Source organism: Mucilaginibacter sp. GW822-FHT03E02 (assembly GCF_058801545.1).
In genome coordinates this window covers 114,146-129,858 of record NZ_JBXANJ010000001.1, presented here as the reverse complement: position 1 = coordinate 129,858, position 15,713 = coordinate 114,146, and the positions used below count along the sequence as shown (strand labels likewise).

The 15,713-nt window shown below is 43.6% G+C and carries 11 protein-coding genes; 8 read left to right on the top strand and 3 right to left on the bottom strand.

All coding sequences use genetic code 11. The annotated features are described in order from the left end of the window. Positions 1 to 312 precede the first annotated feature (312 nt). Positions 313 to 876 (bottom strand): OmpH/Skp family outer membrane protein, encoded by a 564-nt coding sequence (locus AC1RM2_RS00450; RefSeq protein WP_492982306.1) that lies wholly within the window; start codon positions 874 to 876, stop codon positions 313 to 315. A 434-nt stretch (positions 877 to 1,310) separates the two neighbouring features. Here AC1RM2_RS00450 and AC1RM2_RS00445 point away from each other — a divergent pair, with 434 nt between their 5' ends. The 5 genes from AC1RM2_RS00445 (at position 1,311) to AC1RM2_RS00425 (ending at position 8,079) form a co-directional block, all read left to right on the top strand. Then, the gene (locus tag AC1RM2_RS00445; RefSeq protein WP_492982304.1) at positions 1,311 to 2,483 is read left to right on the top strand and encodes a dipeptidase; all 1,173 of its coding nucleotides are present in this window, start codon (positions 1,311 to 1,313) and stop codon (positions 2,481 to 2,483) included. Between the two features lie 30 nt (positions 2,484 to 2,513). Further along, a complete protein-coding gene (locus AC1RM2_RS00440) occupies positions 2,514 to 3,464 on the top strand; it encodes an energy transducer TonB (protein ID WP_492982302.1) in 951 nt (316 codons plus the stop codon). Positions 3,465 to 3,530: 66 nt separating this feature from the next. Continuing rightward, positions 3,531 to 4,487: a thioredoxin-disulfide reductase gene (gene trxB / locus AC1RM2_RS00435; protein ID WP_492982300.1), complete on the top strand. Its 957-nt coding sequence runs from the start codon at positions 3,531 to 3,533 to the stop codon at positions 4,485 to 4,487. A gap of 513 nt (positions 4,488 to 5,000) precedes the next feature. Further along, positions 5,001 to 7,301 carry a family 20 glycosylhydrolase gene (locus tag AC1RM2_RS00430; protein WP_492982298.1) on the top strand — a complete coding sequence of 767 codons (2,301 nt, stop codon included), beginning with the start codon at positions 5,001 to 5,003 and terminating at the stop codon, positions 7,299 to 7,301. Positions 7,302 to 7,353: 52 nt separating this feature from the next. After that, positions 7,354 to 8,079 carry a hypothetical protein gene (locus AC1RM2_RS00425; RefSeq protein ID WP_492982296.1) on the top strand — a complete coding sequence of 242 codons (726 nt, stop codon included), beginning with the start codon at positions 7,354 to 7,356 and terminating at the stop codon, positions 8,077 to 8,079. Positions 8,080 to 8,147: 68 nt separating this feature from the next. On the opposite strand, the gene AC1RM2_RS00420 is transcribed toward AC1RM2_RS00425, so the two are convergent. Then, positions 8,148 to 10,433, bottom strand: coding sequence for a GH92 family glycosyl hydrolase (locus tag AC1RM2_RS00420; protein WP_492982293.1), 2,286 nt, complete (start codon positions 10,431 to 10,433; stop codon positions 8,148 to 8,150). A gap of 129 nt (positions 10,434 to 10,562) precedes the next feature. Next, positions 10,563 to 11,465, bottom strand: coding sequence for an AraC family transcriptional regulator (locus AC1RM2_RS00415; protein WP_492982291.1), 903 nt, complete (start codon positions 11,463 to 11,465; stop codon positions 10,563 to 10,565). Between the two features lie 426 nt (positions 11,466 to 11,891). Here AC1RM2_RS00415 and AC1RM2_RS00410 point away from each other — a divergent pair, with 426 nt between their 5' ends. The 3 genes from AC1RM2_RS00410 to AC1RM2_RS00400 all read left to right on the top strand — a co-directional run bounded on the left by AC1RM2_RS00410 (position 11,892) and on the right by AC1RM2_RS00400 (position 15,706). Then, positions 11,892 to 12,674: an SDR family NAD(P)-dependent oxidoreductase gene (locus AC1RM2_RS00410; RefSeq protein WP_492982289.1), complete on the top strand. Its 783-nt coding sequence runs from the start codon at positions 11,892 to 11,894 to the stop codon at positions 12,672 to 12,674. Between the two features lie 26 nt (positions 12,675 to 12,700). Beyond that, a complete protein-coding gene (locus AC1RM2_RS00405; RefSeq protein ID WP_492982287.1) occupies positions 12,701 to 13,948 on the top strand; it encodes an enolase C-terminal domain-like protein in 1,248 nt (415 codons plus the stop codon). A gap of 102 nt (positions 13,949 to 14,050) precedes the next feature. Next, the gene (locus tag AC1RM2_RS00400; protein ID WP_492982285.1) at positions 14,051 to 15,706 is read left to right on the top strand and encodes a sodium:solute symporter; all 1,656 of its coding nucleotides are present in this window, start codon (positions 14,051 to 14,053) and stop codon (positions 15,704 to 15,706) included. Positions 15,707 to 15,713 lie beyond the last annotated feature (7 nt).

Sequence of the window (15,713 nt, the reverse complement as noted above, 5' to 3'; positions counted from 1 at the left end):
TGCACAGCTGATAGATCCTTCGTACCTCACGATGGCATGTTGGAATTTACATAAACATTAGCATGAACGCTGGCCACGACTCACCCCGGCTACGCTACGCTGGCCGACCCTCTCTCCGGCTTACGCCGCATAGAGGGTAAACCCCATTTTTTTTTTGCCCCTCTATGCGCAAAGCGGAGAGAGGGGCAGAACGAGCATAGCGATGTTCGGGGTGAGTCGAGTCGCCGCCATGCGATATATGTCATTCCTCCTTCATAGTTTCGCGAAATTTTACACCTCAGGATGACAATAACATGGATATGTCATGGGTAGTTATTTCACCGTAGCAGGAACTGTTTCCTTTTTATATTCATCATTTAGGCCGGCAAGTACTTCTTTGGTCACATCAAGGCTTTCGTCACCATAAAGCATGGATGGGTTTGATTTTGAGTAAGTAAGCACAATTTTATAGCCCTTTGTTTTAGTATAAGTTTTTAAGTATGCGGTTATACGGTCGTAAAGCTTTGTATTTTGCTCAGCTTCTTCATCCTGCAATTGCTTGCCTGTGTTTTGGGAAAGGGCTTGTAATGCCTGTTGTTTTGCTGCCAAGCGTTTCTCTGTAGCAGTACGCTGTACCAGGCTAAGTGAAGCCGCAGTTTTTTGATAAGTGGCTACTTCCTTTTGAAATGCTGTGCCTTTTGCTGTAATTTCGGCTTGGGCTCTTTGTGAAAGATCCTGCAATTTAAATTTCACAGCTTTATAATACTCATAATTGTTAATAAGCGAATCTGAATTAACAAAGACAACTGTATTGACAGTGCTGGTTGCAGGTGCGGTTTGCGCACTTGCGGCAAGCGAGGTCAATATAATAAATACGGCGATGATAGTATACTTCATAATTTATAGATTTAAAAACCGCCAAGTTACAGGTTAAAAGTAAAAGGCCCCGCCCATTCAGGAAAAAATAAATATATCCACTCATTATTGTCCTGAATTTGTGCTTTTTATGGGATAACTATAATTCCATTTTTGATAATTTGCAAAAGAAGTAAAGGGCTATTTGAAAGCGACAACCTGTGCTACCAGTGCAGAAAAATCGCTTTTTAACCTTTCATCTACAAACGGTTAACCTTTAAAAGATAAGGCACTTTTAAGCTGCCTCGTAGAGGCTACCTGTTTGTAGAAAACCAATAGTTACCCTTTTTGCTCCTTAGGAGCTACCTTTCTTCAGGATCAACTTTTAAAAGCGATTTACCTGCTCTAATTGTGATGCTGGCTGCATTTATATAAAAAAAAGCATATAATATCCCTGAAATTTTTATCTTGACGCTATGAAAAAACTGCTGTTGCCTTTACTTTTCTTTTCTTTAAAGCTTTGCGCGCAGGATGCCGCTAAAATTCACCAGAAAGCAATTTTAATAGATACCCATAACGATGTATTATCTAACGAACTGATTACGAAGTTTGATTTGGGTAAACGGCAAGTCGAGGGCGATTTTGATTTGGTACGCGCCAAAGAAGGAGGCTTGGATGCGCAGATTTTCTCTATCTGGTGCGGCGAAAATTATGGTAAAGGTACCGCCTTTGCTTTTGCCAACCGCGAAATTGATTCTTTGTACGCCCTTGTTAAACGCTATCCGGATAAAATTACACTGGTACACAACACTGCCGAACTTAAAAAAGCGGTAGACCAAAAAAAGCTGGCGGCATTGATAGGCGTTGAAGGCGGGCACATGATAGAAGACCGCATGGATTATATTGACAGCCTGGCCAAACGGGGTATGAACTATTTAACCCTTACCTGGAACAACAGCACATCGTGGGCAACTTCGGCCCGCGATGAGGTGACTAAAAAAGACAGCCTGAAGTTTTTAGGCCTCACCGATTATGGTAAGCAGATTGTTAAACACCTGAACCAGTTGGGTGTTATGGTTGATGTATCGCACGTAGGCGAACGCACTTTTTACGATGTGCTGGCTACCACCACCAAACCGGTTATTGCATCGCATAGCTGTGCCTGGAGTATTGACCCCAGCAGGCGCAATATGAAAGACGATCAGCTGAAAGCCCTGGCCAAAAACGGGGGCGTTATCTGCCTTAATTTTTACAGCGGGTTTGTGGATAGCACCTATTCGCCAAAAGTGGCCGTGTTTTTACATCAGCATAAAGCCGAGCTGGATTCGCTTACCAAAATTTACAATGATGGCGACCTGGCCAACATCAGGCTGAACGCAATGTATAAAGCCGAATCGGACAAAATTCGCCCACCGCTGAGTTTACTCATCCACCATATCGATTACATTGTGAAGCTAATAGGGGTTGACCATGTAGGTATCGGCTCGGATTTTGACGGTGCCGAATCTTATCCGCTGGGCCTGGATAGCGTGAGCGATTATCCGAAAATCACTGAAGAACTGCTGAAGCTGAACTACAGCGAAAAGGATATCGATAAAATTTTAGGCGGCAATGTGATGCGGGTTTTGAAGGCTAATACGGGGAAATAATTATCTTTGCGGTAACCTTTTTATCACGATATGATTAAAAAAATACTTTTCATTTTATTTTCTGTAACTGTTATAAGTTCAAATCTATATGCCCAGGATAAGTATGTGGTTTTTATGGATCGTAACGGCCAACGCGTGGCCGATAGGATGCAGGCAGTTTCTTATTCATTTATTCAAAAGCTGCATGATTCGGCTTGGTTTGTAAAAGAGTTTGATATGCGCGATACTATCCTCTCGTCGGGCTATTACAAAGATGAAACATTGACTATCCCAACCGGTAAATTCATTTATTACGAAAAAAAACGGCCGTTAACCGGGTTCGCAGGTATAAATGTAGATACCATGAACCATATAAGAATTTCAGGGTATTTTTTAAATGGCAAAAAAAATGGGGTTTGGCGCGAATATGATACCGGCAGGCTGCAATATTTAAAAACTTACGTTAGCGACAAATTGGATGGGTTATACCAAAATTTTAGCATGGCAGGTGATGGGGTTGTTTTTGAGGGTTACTACGTTAACGGACACAAAGAGGGCGATTGGTGTACTTTGGGGAGTGATGGTTTTGCAGACAGGGTAGAGGTTTATAATAAAAAAGGGGTTGTAGTAAAGAAATATAATTACGTTTTAAGCGACTTTCGTGCACCGGAGATGCCATATAACCTGAGTACTTACATGAAACGCAAGACCGAAAATTACGTTTTTAAAAGAAGCACGGGCAAAATTGTTGTAAGTTTTGTTGTTACAAAAGAGGGGAGCATCACAAATCCTAAAGTAGTCACCTCTTTTGATCAGGAGCTTGATGATTTGGTTGTTGATGCTTTAACCAGTTCTGCAAAATGGAAGCCGGCGTTTGCAAAAGGGCAAAATATCAATTGCAATTTTACCATAACCCTTAATATCTACGAGGCGTCGTTGAATTTAGGCAATCCGGCTAATCTCCATAAAAAATACAATCTTCAAACAGGTTCCTACCAATAAATTGTTTACCCTCCACTGACCCTGAAATCCCACTTTTTTTATAGATTTGTGCCTCATTTATAACAAATGTCTGAAGAATTAGAACACGTAAAATGCCTGATCATCGGATCGGGCCCGGCAGGATATACTGCTGCCATATATGCCTCAAGGGCCGATCTTAAACCGGTAATGTATACAGGTTTACTGGCTGGCGGGCAACTAACACAAACTACCGACGTAGAGAACTTCCCTGGTTATCCGGAAGGCATTATGGGCCCCGAAATGATGGAAGATTTCAGGAAACAGGCCGAGCGCCTGGGTACCGACATCCGTTTTGGCTATGTAAGCTCGGTTGACTTTACCAGCCTGCCGCATAAAGTGGTGGTTGATGAAGTAAAGACCATTCTTGCCGATACCGTTATTGTTTCAACAGGTGCATCGGCCAAATGGCTGGGCCTGCCATCTGAGCAAAAATACAGCGGCTTTGGCGTTTCGGCCTGTGCTGTGTGCGATGGTTTCTTTTTTAAAGGCCAGGATGTAGCCATAGTAGGTGCCGGCGATACCGCTGCCGAAGAAGCTACCTACCTTGCTAAATTATGCCGTAAGGTATACATGATCGTTCGCCGCGATGAATTCCGTGCTTCAAAAGCAATGGTGCATCGCGTGAAAAATACGCCAAACATCGAGATATTGTACAATACCGAAACCAAAGAGATTCTTGGCGATGGCCAAAGTGTAACTGCGGTTAAGGTAATTAACAACGTTACCAATATTGAAACCGACCTTGACGTTACCGGTTTTTTTGTGGCGATAGGTCACCATCCCAATACCGATATTTTTAAAGGCTGGTTAAATATGGACGAGACAGGTTATATCATAACCCGCCCCGGATCAACTGAAACCAACGTAGAGGGCGTGTTTTGCTGCGGCGACGCCCAGGATCATATTTACCGCCAGGCTGTAACAGCCGCAGGTACAGGCTGTATGGCGGCCATTGATGCCGAGCGTTACCTTGCCGGTAAAGAGCATGTGGTAACGGCGTAGCCCCACCCAACCCTCCCCTAAAGGGAGAGGGCTTTGAATAAACATTTGAAAGCTGCCCATTTTATGGGTGGCTTTTTTACGTAATTTTAAAATTCCGTTCGGCGGAAGCCACTGTATTGTGAAAAATTCCAAACGATTTTACTATCTATATAGTTGCGTTGTAAGGTAGGTTTGAAATTAGGAGCGGCAGTAGGCAGCAATTATTTCAGACCTCGTCTTTTTGATTTTTCTTCTTGTTTTTTTTCCCTGCTGTTGCGGTTTTGTTTCGGTTTGTAAAATATGACAATTGTCAATTTATTGATTATTAAATAATTAAAATATTTCTCTGTTTCACCTGTTGCGCAACAACACAACAGTCGTAGCTAAAATTGAATAGGTGTACCAGGAAGTAGCCCGGGGAAAGGTGAACGACAAATTGCGTAAAGGGCAGGGGGGATTATTTTTACATGTTAAACTTCTTATAATTTTTTAAAAAGTTATATATTCACGGCTCAGTACCAATTTCATATTACCATGCTCAAAAAAACTGCCCTGATGCTAAGCGCATTGTTAACCGTGTTTACTATTGTTAAAGCCCAGGATGCCGATCCGTATGCGGGGATTATCCCGGCGCCGGTGTCGCTCACAAAAGCCCCCGGAACCTTCCTGTTCAACCAGGAAACAAAGGTGCAGGCCGATTCGCCCTCAAACAAAGCTGTGCTGTTTTTTAAAGATTACCTTGCCGGCAACCAGGCGTACAATGCGGCCATTGTAGCGAAAAACGCAGGAGCTGCCTCCAATGTCATCACGTTAACATCAGCCGGTACCGATAACCTGCCAGCCGAAGGTTACCGCCTAACTATTACCCCGCAGCAAATTACTGTAGCCGGTAAAGGAGCCGGGTTGTTTTATGGCATTCAAACGCTTATCCAGCTATTCCCGGCCGATAGGGCTGCCACGGCTAAATTGCCTTGTGTGAAGATTGAGGATTATCCCCGTTTTGGCTACCGTGGCGCCATGCTTGATGTAGGCAGGCACTTTTTTGGTGTAGAGATGGTTAAAAAATATATCGACCTGCTGGCAGCCTACAAGCTAAACAACTTTCACTGGCACCTTACCGAAGACCAGGGCTGGCGCATAGAGATAAAAAAATATCCAAAGCTTACGCAAATCAGCAGTATGCGTGCGCAAACGCTTATTGGTGGCTACCGCGATAAAACACCGCAGCAATTTGATGGCACCCCTTACGGAGGCTTCTACACCCAGGATCAAATTCGCGATGTGGTAAAATATGCCGCCGCAAGGTACATCAACATTGTACCCGAAATTGAAATGCCGGGCCACTCGCAAGCTGCACTGGCCGCTTACCCCGAGCTAAGCTGTGACCCCACTAAAACCTATAAAGCAGCCGAAACCTGGGGGGTATTTAAAGATATCTACTGCCCGAGCGATAAAACATTTGCCTTTATACAGGATGTTTTAACCGAGGTAATGGAGCTGTTCCCCAGCAAATACATCCACATTGGCGGCGACGAAGCCCCGAAGGATGCCTGGAAACAGTCGGCATTTTGCCAGCAGCTGATTAAAAAACTAAAACTGAAGGACGAAAATGAGCTGCAAAGCTATTTTATACAACGGGTTGAAAAATTTGTAAACTCTAAAGGCCGCAACATTATTGGCTGGGACGAAATTTTAGAGGGTGGACTTGCACCCAACGCTGCTGTAATGAGCTGGCGCGGCGAAGAAGGTGGTATAGCAGCCGCCCAACAAAAACATAACGTCATAATGACACCTGGCAGCCACGGCCTTTATATAGATCATGGCCAGGGCAAACCAAGCCAGGAGCCACTGAGCATTGGAGGTAACGAGCCATTATCAAAAATTTATAGCTATGATCCAACTCCCGAAGCTTTAACGCCTGAGCAAAAGACATATATCATGGGTGTACAGGCCAACCTTTGGACCGAGTATGTGGCCACTGATGCTAAAGTAGAGTTTATGCTGCTGCCGCGCTTAATGGCCTTATCTGAAATTGCCTGGAGCCCGCTGGCTAACAAAAACTTTAAAGATTTTAGCGAAACCCGTTTACCATCGCACTTAGCCTGGCTGGATAAAAACAACCTGGATTACCATGTCCCGGTTGCTATTGGGGCAAAAGATACCGTTATGATCGGTTCGCAGGTAAGCGTGAACCTGAAATCGCCGGTTGATGGCGCAAAAATTTACTACACTATTGATGGCTACATACCGCGCGAAACCGATTTGGAGTATCATATTCCCATGAACTACGAGGTACCAATTGATCAATACCGCGAATTGCAAACCATAGTTATTACTCCGTCAGGCAAACGCAGTAATGTTACCCGCACATTGGTTTACAATAAAGCACCTTTTGCAGCCGTTATTTATACAGGCAACGCAAGTGGCCTTAAATACCAATTATTTACAGGCGCTTTTGGTAGCACAAGCCAGTTATTAGGTTTGCCAAGCGATAGCGGAGCGGTAAAAAACTTTAGTACAACAGATTTCAGGAAAAGTAAAGGTAAGTTTGGTGTAATTTACAACGGATTTATTAATATTGAGGCTGATGGCAACTACGGATTCTCAACATTATCGGCCAATGGCTCGGTTTTATTGATAGATGACCAGGTTGTGGTTGATAATGATGGCAAGCATTTGGCCAACGAGCAATTTGGTGCGGCGCCTTTATTAAAAGGTTACCACAAGTTTACACTTAAATATGTAGACGCCGGTGGCAATAACACGTTGAAGGTGTTTATATCGGCACCGGGCAAAACCAAGGCTGAGTTGACCGCAGATGTGCTGAAAAATTAACAGAAGGATAAAATAGATAATGGTCAGGAGATTTTATTATATAACTTTTTTAATGGCCGCGGTAACTATAGCCGGCTGTGGCGGTAATCAACCTAAAACAGCCGGCCCATCTGCAAAGCCTAAAACGCCCGAACTCATGAAACCTTTCAGGTTTCATAAAATGATTGAGGTTTCGCCAGGTCAAAATTATGATGTGTTTAGCTGGGGTAGGGGATCGCAGGAAGCGGGTGCCTTTATGATCCTGCACTCCGATTCGGCAGCTATAAAATATACCACTACAACCGGCGATTTGGAAGGCCAGATTATTGATGTGTATAACTCCGATATGGATGTAGATGGTAACCCAGAGATATTGATAGCCGCAAAATCAAAAGATACCATCAACCGTACCAGCATTTTAGCATTTGAGTTTAGCAATGATAATGGCAAAGCCAATAAACTCGATTTTCCTAAACTGAACATTTCACATCGTAAAGGTTACCGGGGCGATGACAATTTTTACATTCGCGACGGCAAACTTATCCGGGAATTTCCGATTTATAAAGGTAGTGGTAAAGATGCAACTTCAACAGGCGCAAAACGCCAGCTGGAGTATGGGTTAAGCCGCAACGAATTTACCGTAAAGCAACTAAGCAAAGATTCTGTTGACGTGGCGGATAAAACAACCACGGTTACCCAGGTAAAATCGACCGAATCGAAAAAAAGTTCGTCAAAATCTGAGAAGAAAAGTTCTTCTAAATCAAGCAAGAAGAAAAAGCATAAAAGGCATAGGGAGTAAAAGTCGTTGACAACACGGTGAAAGACTTAGGAAGTTTTTAAAAACTTCCTAAGTCGGGCATTCAGCTATTAATTCGTCGGCCTGTCTGTTAAACTGATACCCCAGTGCTCGTTGGCTTTTGGTCCCATTACAAATTCAAGGGTACCGCCTTTCATGATATCTTGCTGTGTGATAAAGGTATGAGTGTATGGCTTGCCGTTAAGCCTGGCAGACTGGATATAAATGTTTTTGGTTGAACTGTTTGGGGCGAGCACCGTGAACTGCTTATTCATCGGAAGCCGCATTATAGATTTGCGCATCACCGGGGTGCCTATCACATAAATGCCGCTTGCCGGGTTTACCGGGTAAAACCCCATGGCACTAAAAATGTACCATGCCGACATCTGCCCGCAATCTTCATTGCCTGCATATCCTGAAGATGAAGTGTTATAAAGTTCACTGCAAATTTTGGCCACATACATTTGTGTTTTCCATGGCTGGCCGGCATAATTGTACAGGTAGGTAATATGATGACTTGGCTCATTGCCATGCGCATACTGGCCAATAAAGCCCGAAGCATTGCCATTTACCTCGCCGGGTTTGCTGTTAAGGGTGAAAAATGTATCAAGCTTGGTTGTAAATTTCTGCTCACCGCCAAATAATGCTATTAGTCCTTTAACATCGTGTGGTACATACCAATCATATTGCCAGGCGTTACCCTCAGTATAAGGGTTACCGCCATTACCGCCATATTGTAGTGGATTGAATGGTGCAAGCCATTTGCCATCGGTGTTTTTTGCCCTGAAAAATCCGGTCTGCGCATCATACAGGTTTCTAAAATACTGTGATCGTTTTATAAACCGGGTGTAGTCGGCAGTTTTGTGAAGTTTTTTAGCCAGTTGTGCAACGCACCAATCATCATAGCCCATCTCTAGTGTGACAGATACTGATTGTGATAAAACATTCTCGGGTACGTAGCCATATTTTTCCCAGGCCTTAAACGGCGAGCCGGGATGATCTGTCACCGACGAGTTTTTTACTGCCTCATAGGCCTGGTTAATATCTATACCAGGGATGCCCTTTAAAACGGCGTCAACTATTACAGGTATGGCATGGTTGCCAATCATGCAATAATTTTCCTGCCCCCATAGTTGCCAGATGGGCAAGTAGCCATAAGCTTTGCACTGGCTTATCATACTGTTAACAAACCCGGCGCTCCGTTCTGGCTGTACAAGCGTATAAAGCGGATGGGCAGCACGATAGGTATCCCATAAAGAGAAAGTGCTATAAAAGCCACCTTTCGTGTTGTGTACCGTGTAATCGATGCCCGTATAATCGCCGTTTACATCTGCATAGTTGTTAGGTTGAATGAAAGTGTGATACAATGCCGTATAAAAAATCTGTTTTTGTTGCTCCGTGCCGTCAACCCTTATTTTATCCAGTTCCTTTTCCCATTTGGCATCAGCCCGGGCTACTGTTTTAGCAAAATCCCAACCTGGTATCTCGGCAATGAGGTTCAGCTTTGCATTTTTTGTGCTTACGGTAGATAGGCCTACTTTGGCCATTAGCGGTGTACCATCGGTGGTATCAAAATTCAGCACCGCGCGTAAATCGGTGCCGTTTAATAACTGTTGGTCAAAATACTGGGCTCCGCCGTCAACAAGATCGTTGCTTTTGATGGCTTTGTTAAATTCTGCATAAAAATAAACCTTACGCAATTTGGCCCAGCCGGTAATCACCCTAAAACCTTCTATGGCGTGATCATTTACCATGTGAAATTGGGCGGCGATAACATGGCAGCCAAAATTTGGCTTTTTAAGTGAATGATTTAGATCGATTATCACCCGGCCTTCGCTGTTTTTGGGGAAGCTATATTTGTGGAACCCTGCATGTTCTGTAGCGGTAAGCTCGACATTTACGCCATAATCATCCAGCTTAACCCGGTAATAACCAGCCCTTGCCGATTCTTGATCGTGCGAAAACCTTGAACCGTATCCGCTGCCGGCCTGTTGTGCATTGCCAGCTCTTGTTTTTTCGTCGCCGGTATAGGGCATAACTAAAATATCAAACAAATCGGGCGCTCCTGTGCCGCTTAAATGGGTATGGCTAAAACCGGCTATAAAGTTATCGTTATGGTCGTACCCGCAGGCAGCATCCCATTCGGGTTCATCACGGGTATCCGGGCTTAGTTGCACCATACCAAACGGAACTGTAGCGCCTGGATAGTTATTACCGGATAAACTGCCTTTAACTGCGCCTGTACCAATAAAAGGGTTTACATAAGGGGTTAATTTCTTGATAGTTTGAGTATGCGCCACAAATCCAATAGCTAAAAGCGCGCCAAGGCAACAGTTACTTTTATAAAAATTGATCATGTTTTAGGTTGGTGATTTTTACCCCGTAACAAGGGGAGTTGAACTTGTTAAAAATATAGCTATCCTGGCAAGTGCTAAATAGACAATATTCTAAATTGAATGGATAATTTACTTACTAACATGGGGCTCTTATCCCGTATTCTTCGCCGTAATACGGTATTGCTCGGGCGATGAGCCAATGTATTTTTTAAAAATGCGCGAAAAGTAGTAGGGGTCTTCGTAGCCCAGTTCGGTAGCCACAGCTTTTATTTTATCGCTATTGGCATATAGTAGCTGGCAGGCTTTTTGCATTTTTAAGTGGATAAAATAATCAATAGGGGGCATTCCGGTGGCCTTGCGAAACAGGTTAGAAAAATGTGATACCGATAAACTATGCTTGCCGGACATATCTTCCACACTCAGTTTTTTGTTAAGGTTATTACGCATGAAGTGGATAGTTTTGGTGATGATGTCGCCTTCGTCGTCCGTATCATGTTGAATGTGCCGTTCGGGCATTAAAAAAGTAGCTATAATATGGTACAGGCAAAAGCACGCGCTGTTAATGTTTTCCAGACTGTAGCCCATCTCAAGGGTTTGGTAAATGTTTTGCCAAATAGTAATCGCGTTTTCGTTAAAAGGGATATTCGCCGGGCCGCGGCCGATACTTAAGTTGAGCGATTTGTTAAAGCTTTCTATTTTATCACCAGTAAAATGTACCCAGTAAATGGTCCATGGGTCGTCATTATCAGCCCAATACCTCATATATTTATCGGTAGCCGGTATTAGTATAAACTGGTTGCTGCGTACTTCAAAACGCTTGTTATCTACAATATAATGACCTTTTCCCTGCAAGCAGTAAATAAGTATGTTGTCTTCGCAGCCTTTGCGGCGTTCGCGGTAATGAAATGCCGCCTTAGGAAAATAACCTATGTGCGTAATATAGATATGAAAAAGTTCGGGATGACGTTGTTTGGCGTCGCGGAGTACTTTTTGAGGAATGCTGATAAATTTTTCGCCCTCAAAACCTTGCCGCCTTTTAAAGCTGTTACTCATCAAATATAATATTAAGGAATAATTGGTGTTACAGTGGGATATTACATCAGCAGAAACATAGCATCCGGCATTTGAACGCTATTATAGATAAAACATTCTATAAATTACAATCATTTAACCCGTATTGCAAACCTGCCACAACATTATGCCAATAAACCACAATTTTGCTGGTGGTTTAATTGAATAATCCATTAAAAAAAATGTTTTGGCTATTATAAACTCACAAACATCAGTTTACTTTTGGTTTGTTCATAACAACCAATATAACCAGCGCTGTCGATCTTGCTTTTAAAGTTTGCCCTATTGCCGGTTACGGCGGTAAACTACAAATTGCCTGCTTCAAGCCTTTTATATGGCTAAAACATTACAGTTTAAATATTAAACCTGTGCACGCCGGGTTTGCTCTGGCGACACTACATCATTTATATGCTATTAAAGAATAAGGTGATTTTTTTAACAGGCGGTACCGAAGGCATAGGCTTTGAGTGCGCCAAAATATATCATGCAGCTGGCGCCAAGCTGGCCATTGTTTCCAATTCGGAGCGGAGCATTGATGAGGCCCGGTCAAAGCTACAGTCGCTGGATGTTCTGTATATTAAAGCTGATGTTTCAGTAGCTGCAGCGATAAGGCAAGCCATTGCCAAAGCTGTAGATTATTTCGGCAAAATTGACGTAATTCATAATAACGCGGGCATTAGCAACCCTTCAAAAGCTGTTCATGAAACCACTGCTGATGAGTGGGATGCTCTTTTTGATGTAAATGTGAAGGGTATATTTAACACTACCCGGTATGGCATTGATGAACTTAAAAAAACGCGGGGAAATATTTTGAACACCAGCAGCCTGGTTGGTGATATGGGCCAGGAGATACATGCTGCATACAGTGCAACTAAAGGCGCTGTAAACGCTTTAACCAAATCAATGGCGCTTGATTATGCCCCTTTCGGTATCCGCGTTAACGCGGTGGCTCCTGCGGGTGTTTGGACACCCATGCTGCGAGCCTGGAGCCAGCAACAGCCAGACACCCATTCTATCGAAAATTACCTGGATAACATCCACGCCCTGGGCTATTGCCCCGAAGGTGATGTGGTAGCCGATGCCTGTTTGTTCCTGATATCCGACCAGGCCCGGTTTGTAACCGGTTGTATTTTACCCGTATCCGGTGGCGCCGAATTAGGTTATCGCCGCGTACTAAATCAAACTACTTAATCAATCCCTAAAAAACTTTATATAATATGATTAAAAATATTCAGGTTGATGATATCCGTTATAAGCTTGATGGCGCGGCCGGTAGCGATGCTATTCATACCGATCCTGTTTACTCATACGCGGTAACCCGTTTATTTGACGATAGTGGCCACACAGGAGTTGGCTTTGCCTTTACTTTGGGCGAGGGTAACGATTTGGTTTGCAAAGCTGCCCAATATTATGCCGATAAAATTAAGGGCAGGGATATTGAAGATACCATGGCCAATTTTGGCGATTTGTTCAAAAGCCTGTCTAACGATCAACAATTTCGCTGGCTGGGGCCACATAAGGGGGTAGTGCATTTGGCGCTTGCTTCGGTTACCAATGCCTGTTACGATCTGTGGGCCAAAAAACGGGGGCTACCATTATGGAAACTGTTAACAGACTTAACTCCTGAACAGATTGTATCCACTTTAGACCTGTCGTACCTTGAAGATGAGTTGACTCATGAACAGGCTATCACGATGCTCAAAGAGCAACAATCGACAAAAACAATCCGCGAAAGCATTTTGCAAAAAGGCTATCCTGGGTATGATACATCCATAGGCTGGTTTAATTACTCCGATGAAAAAGTACGCGAAAACTGCAAAATTGCGTTGGCCGAAGGTTTTACGGCCATGAAACTTAAAGTGGGTTCTATCGACCCTGAAAGGGATATCCGCCGTGCGCATATTGTGAGGGAAGTTGCCGGCGATAGTGTAAAAGTAATGCTTGATGCAAACCAGCAATGGAACCTGCCGCAGGCGATATCGATATGCAATAAACTTAAAAGCATGAATCCCTACTGGATAGAGGAGCCAACTCACCCGGATGATGTATTAGCACATAAAACTCTGACAGATGCTATTTCGCCGTTAAAACTGGCTTTAGGCGAGCATGTGCCCAATAAAATCATCTTTAAAAATTATCTGCAAACCCGCTCGGCTTCATTTATCCAGGTTGATGCAGTAAGGGTAGGGGGCGTAAGTGAATTTATAACCGTGAGCCTGCTATGCAAAAAATATGGGGTACCTGTTGTGCCACACGTGGGCGATATGGGCCAGCTGCATCAGCACCTGGTTTTATTTAACCATATAGCGGTAGGGCACGAGGCTTTATTTTTAGAACACATTCCGCACCTGCAAAAGCATTTTGTAAACCCCGTGAACATAACAAATGGCGTATACCAAACACCGCAGGAACCAGGGAGCAGCTGCGATTTGAAAATATTGGCCCCACCCAACCCTCCCCGGTAGGGAGGGCTTAAAAAGATGTTCAATTTGTTCAGTAACAAAAGGGTTTAAAATTTGAATTTACAAAAAGTCTCCCCTACCGGGGGAGATTTAGAGGGGGCTTATATGATACACACACCAGATTTGATCATTAGTGGCTTGTACATAGCGATAATATTTATTATCGGGCTGTGGTCGGGTATTCGTCATCAGCAAAAAACAAAAAATAACAATAATGAGGCCGGCGAATATTTCCTGGCAGGTAAAAAACTGCGCTGGCCAATGATTGGCCTGGCCTTATTTGCCACCAATATATCATGTGTACACCTGGTGAGCCTTGCACAAAGTGGTTTTGATACCGGTTTGCTTAACGGCGACTTTGAGTGGATGGCGGCATTTACACTGATACTACTGGCTTTGTTTTTTGCACCTTTTTATATCAAATCAGGCGTATCAACACTACCCGATTTTTTGGAAAAACGTTATGACAGGGCCAGCCGCGATTGGCTGGCCATTATATCGGTAGTATCGGCGGTGTTAATTCATATCGCTTTTTCGTTATTGGCCGGCGGGATAGTACTGCACACGCTATTTGGGGTTGATATGTATACCAGTGTCATCATCATCTCTATTATTACTACCATATATACAGTAGTTGGCGGTTTAACGGCCGTGGTAGTTACCGAGTCTATCCAAACGGTGGTGCTTTTAGGTGGCGCTATTATCATGAGCATTGCGGCTTATACCAAAATGGGTGGTTGGGAGCCAATGGTTGAGGTATTAAAACATACCGGACAGCTTAATAAACTATCTATGCTCCGCCCTCATGGCGATGCCAGCGGTATGCCTTGGTATGCCGTTTTTTTAGGTTACCCGGTATTGGGCATCTGGTACTGGTGTGCCGACCAAACCATTGTGCAGCGCGTTTTAGGCGCCAAAGATGAAAACCATGCGAGGATTGGTCCGCTGTTTTGCGGCTTTATAAAAATATTACCTGTTTTTATTTTTGTGATGCCTGGCCTGTTTGCCTACACGCTGGCGCAAAGTGGGCACCTGGACATTTCGGCATTAAAAAGTGTGGTTGACGGGAAAGAGGTGGTAAACAGCAAAGGGATTTATACATTGATGATTACCCAGTTAATTCCTCCGGGGCTGATAGGCGTACTTGTTGCCGCGTTGTTATCCGGTTTAATGAGCCAGATATCGGGGGCGTTAAATTCAATATCAACCATTGTAAGTTACGATATTTATAAAAGATATAAACCCGAAGCAACAGACAAAAAATTGGTGAGCATTGGTAAAATAGCAGCCGGAGTAGCGCTCGTTCTGTCGTTAATGTTGTTGCCGCTACTCAATAATTACGAAAGCATATTTAACGGTTTAAATGACATTATAGCCCACATAGCGCCGCCGATAACCTGTGTGTTTTTGTTAGGCGTATTCTGGGAAAAGGCATCGGCTGTTTCGGCCAAATATACCTTATGGATAGGCTCGGCAATAGGGGTAGCGGTGTTCATCATTGGCAAAGTTTATCCTTTAAGCGCAATTGGCTCAATTCCTTTTATGATGATGGCCTTTTATCTTTTTGTAGTGTGCCTGTGTTTACAGATCGTATTATCGTACATGTACCCCGTTCAACATACCAAAGAAAGCGCTACCCTCTATTGGAAATCGCCCTGGGAACCTTTGCGTGGTGTAGCCTGGAGCGGTTTAGGCAATTATAAAGTACTTTCGGTTTTGTTAATTGGCATAATGGCCATATTGTTTTACATTTTCAGGTAGCAGCATC

Excerpts from the sequence above, each read along its gene's own strand:
- AC1RM2_RS00450 (WP_492982306.1), bottom strand. The coding sequence starts at position 876 with ATGAAGTATACTATCATCGCCGTATTTATTATATTGACCTCGCTTGCC.
- AC1RM2_RS00445 (WP_492982304.1), top strand. The coding sequence starts at position 1,311 with ATGAAAAAACTGCTGTTGCCTTTACTTTTCTTTTCTTTAAAGCTTTGC.
- AC1RM2_RS00440 (WP_492982302.1), top strand. The coding sequence starts at position 2,514 with ATGATTAAAAAAATACTTTTCATTTTATTTTCTGTAACTGTTATAAGT.
- trxB (WP_492982300.1), top strand. The coding sequence starts at position 3,531 with ATGTCTGAAGAATTAGAACACGTAAAATGCCTGATCATCGGATCGGGC.
- AC1RM2_RS00430 (WP_492982298.1), top strand. The coding sequence starts at position 5,001 with ATGCTCAAAAAAACTGCCCTGATGCTAAGCGCATTGTTAACCGTGTTT.
- AC1RM2_RS00425 (WP_492982296.1), top strand. The coding sequence starts at position 7,354 with ATGGCCGCGGTAACTATAGCCGGCTGTGGCGGTAATCAACCTAAAACA.
- AC1RM2_RS00420 (WP_492982293.1), bottom strand. The coding sequence starts at position 10,433 with ATGATCAATTTTTATAAAAGTAACTGTTGCCTTGGCGCGCTTTTAGCT.
- AC1RM2_RS00415 (WP_492982291.1), bottom strand. The coding sequence starts at position 11,465 with ATGAGTAACAGCTTTAAAAGGCGGCAAGGTTTTGAGGGCGAAAAATTT.
- AC1RM2_RS00410 (WP_492982289.1), top strand. The coding sequence starts at position 11,892 with ATGCTATTAAAGAATAAGGTGATTTTTTTAACAGGCGGTACCGAAGGC.
- AC1RM2_RS00405 (WP_492982287.1), top strand. The coding sequence starts at position 12,701 with ATGATTAAAAATATTCAGGTTGATGATATCCGTTATAAGCTTGATGGC.
- AC1RM2_RS00400 (WP_492982285.1), top strand. The coding sequence starts at position 14,051 with ATGATACACACACCAGATTTGATCATTAGTGGCTTGTACATAGCGATA.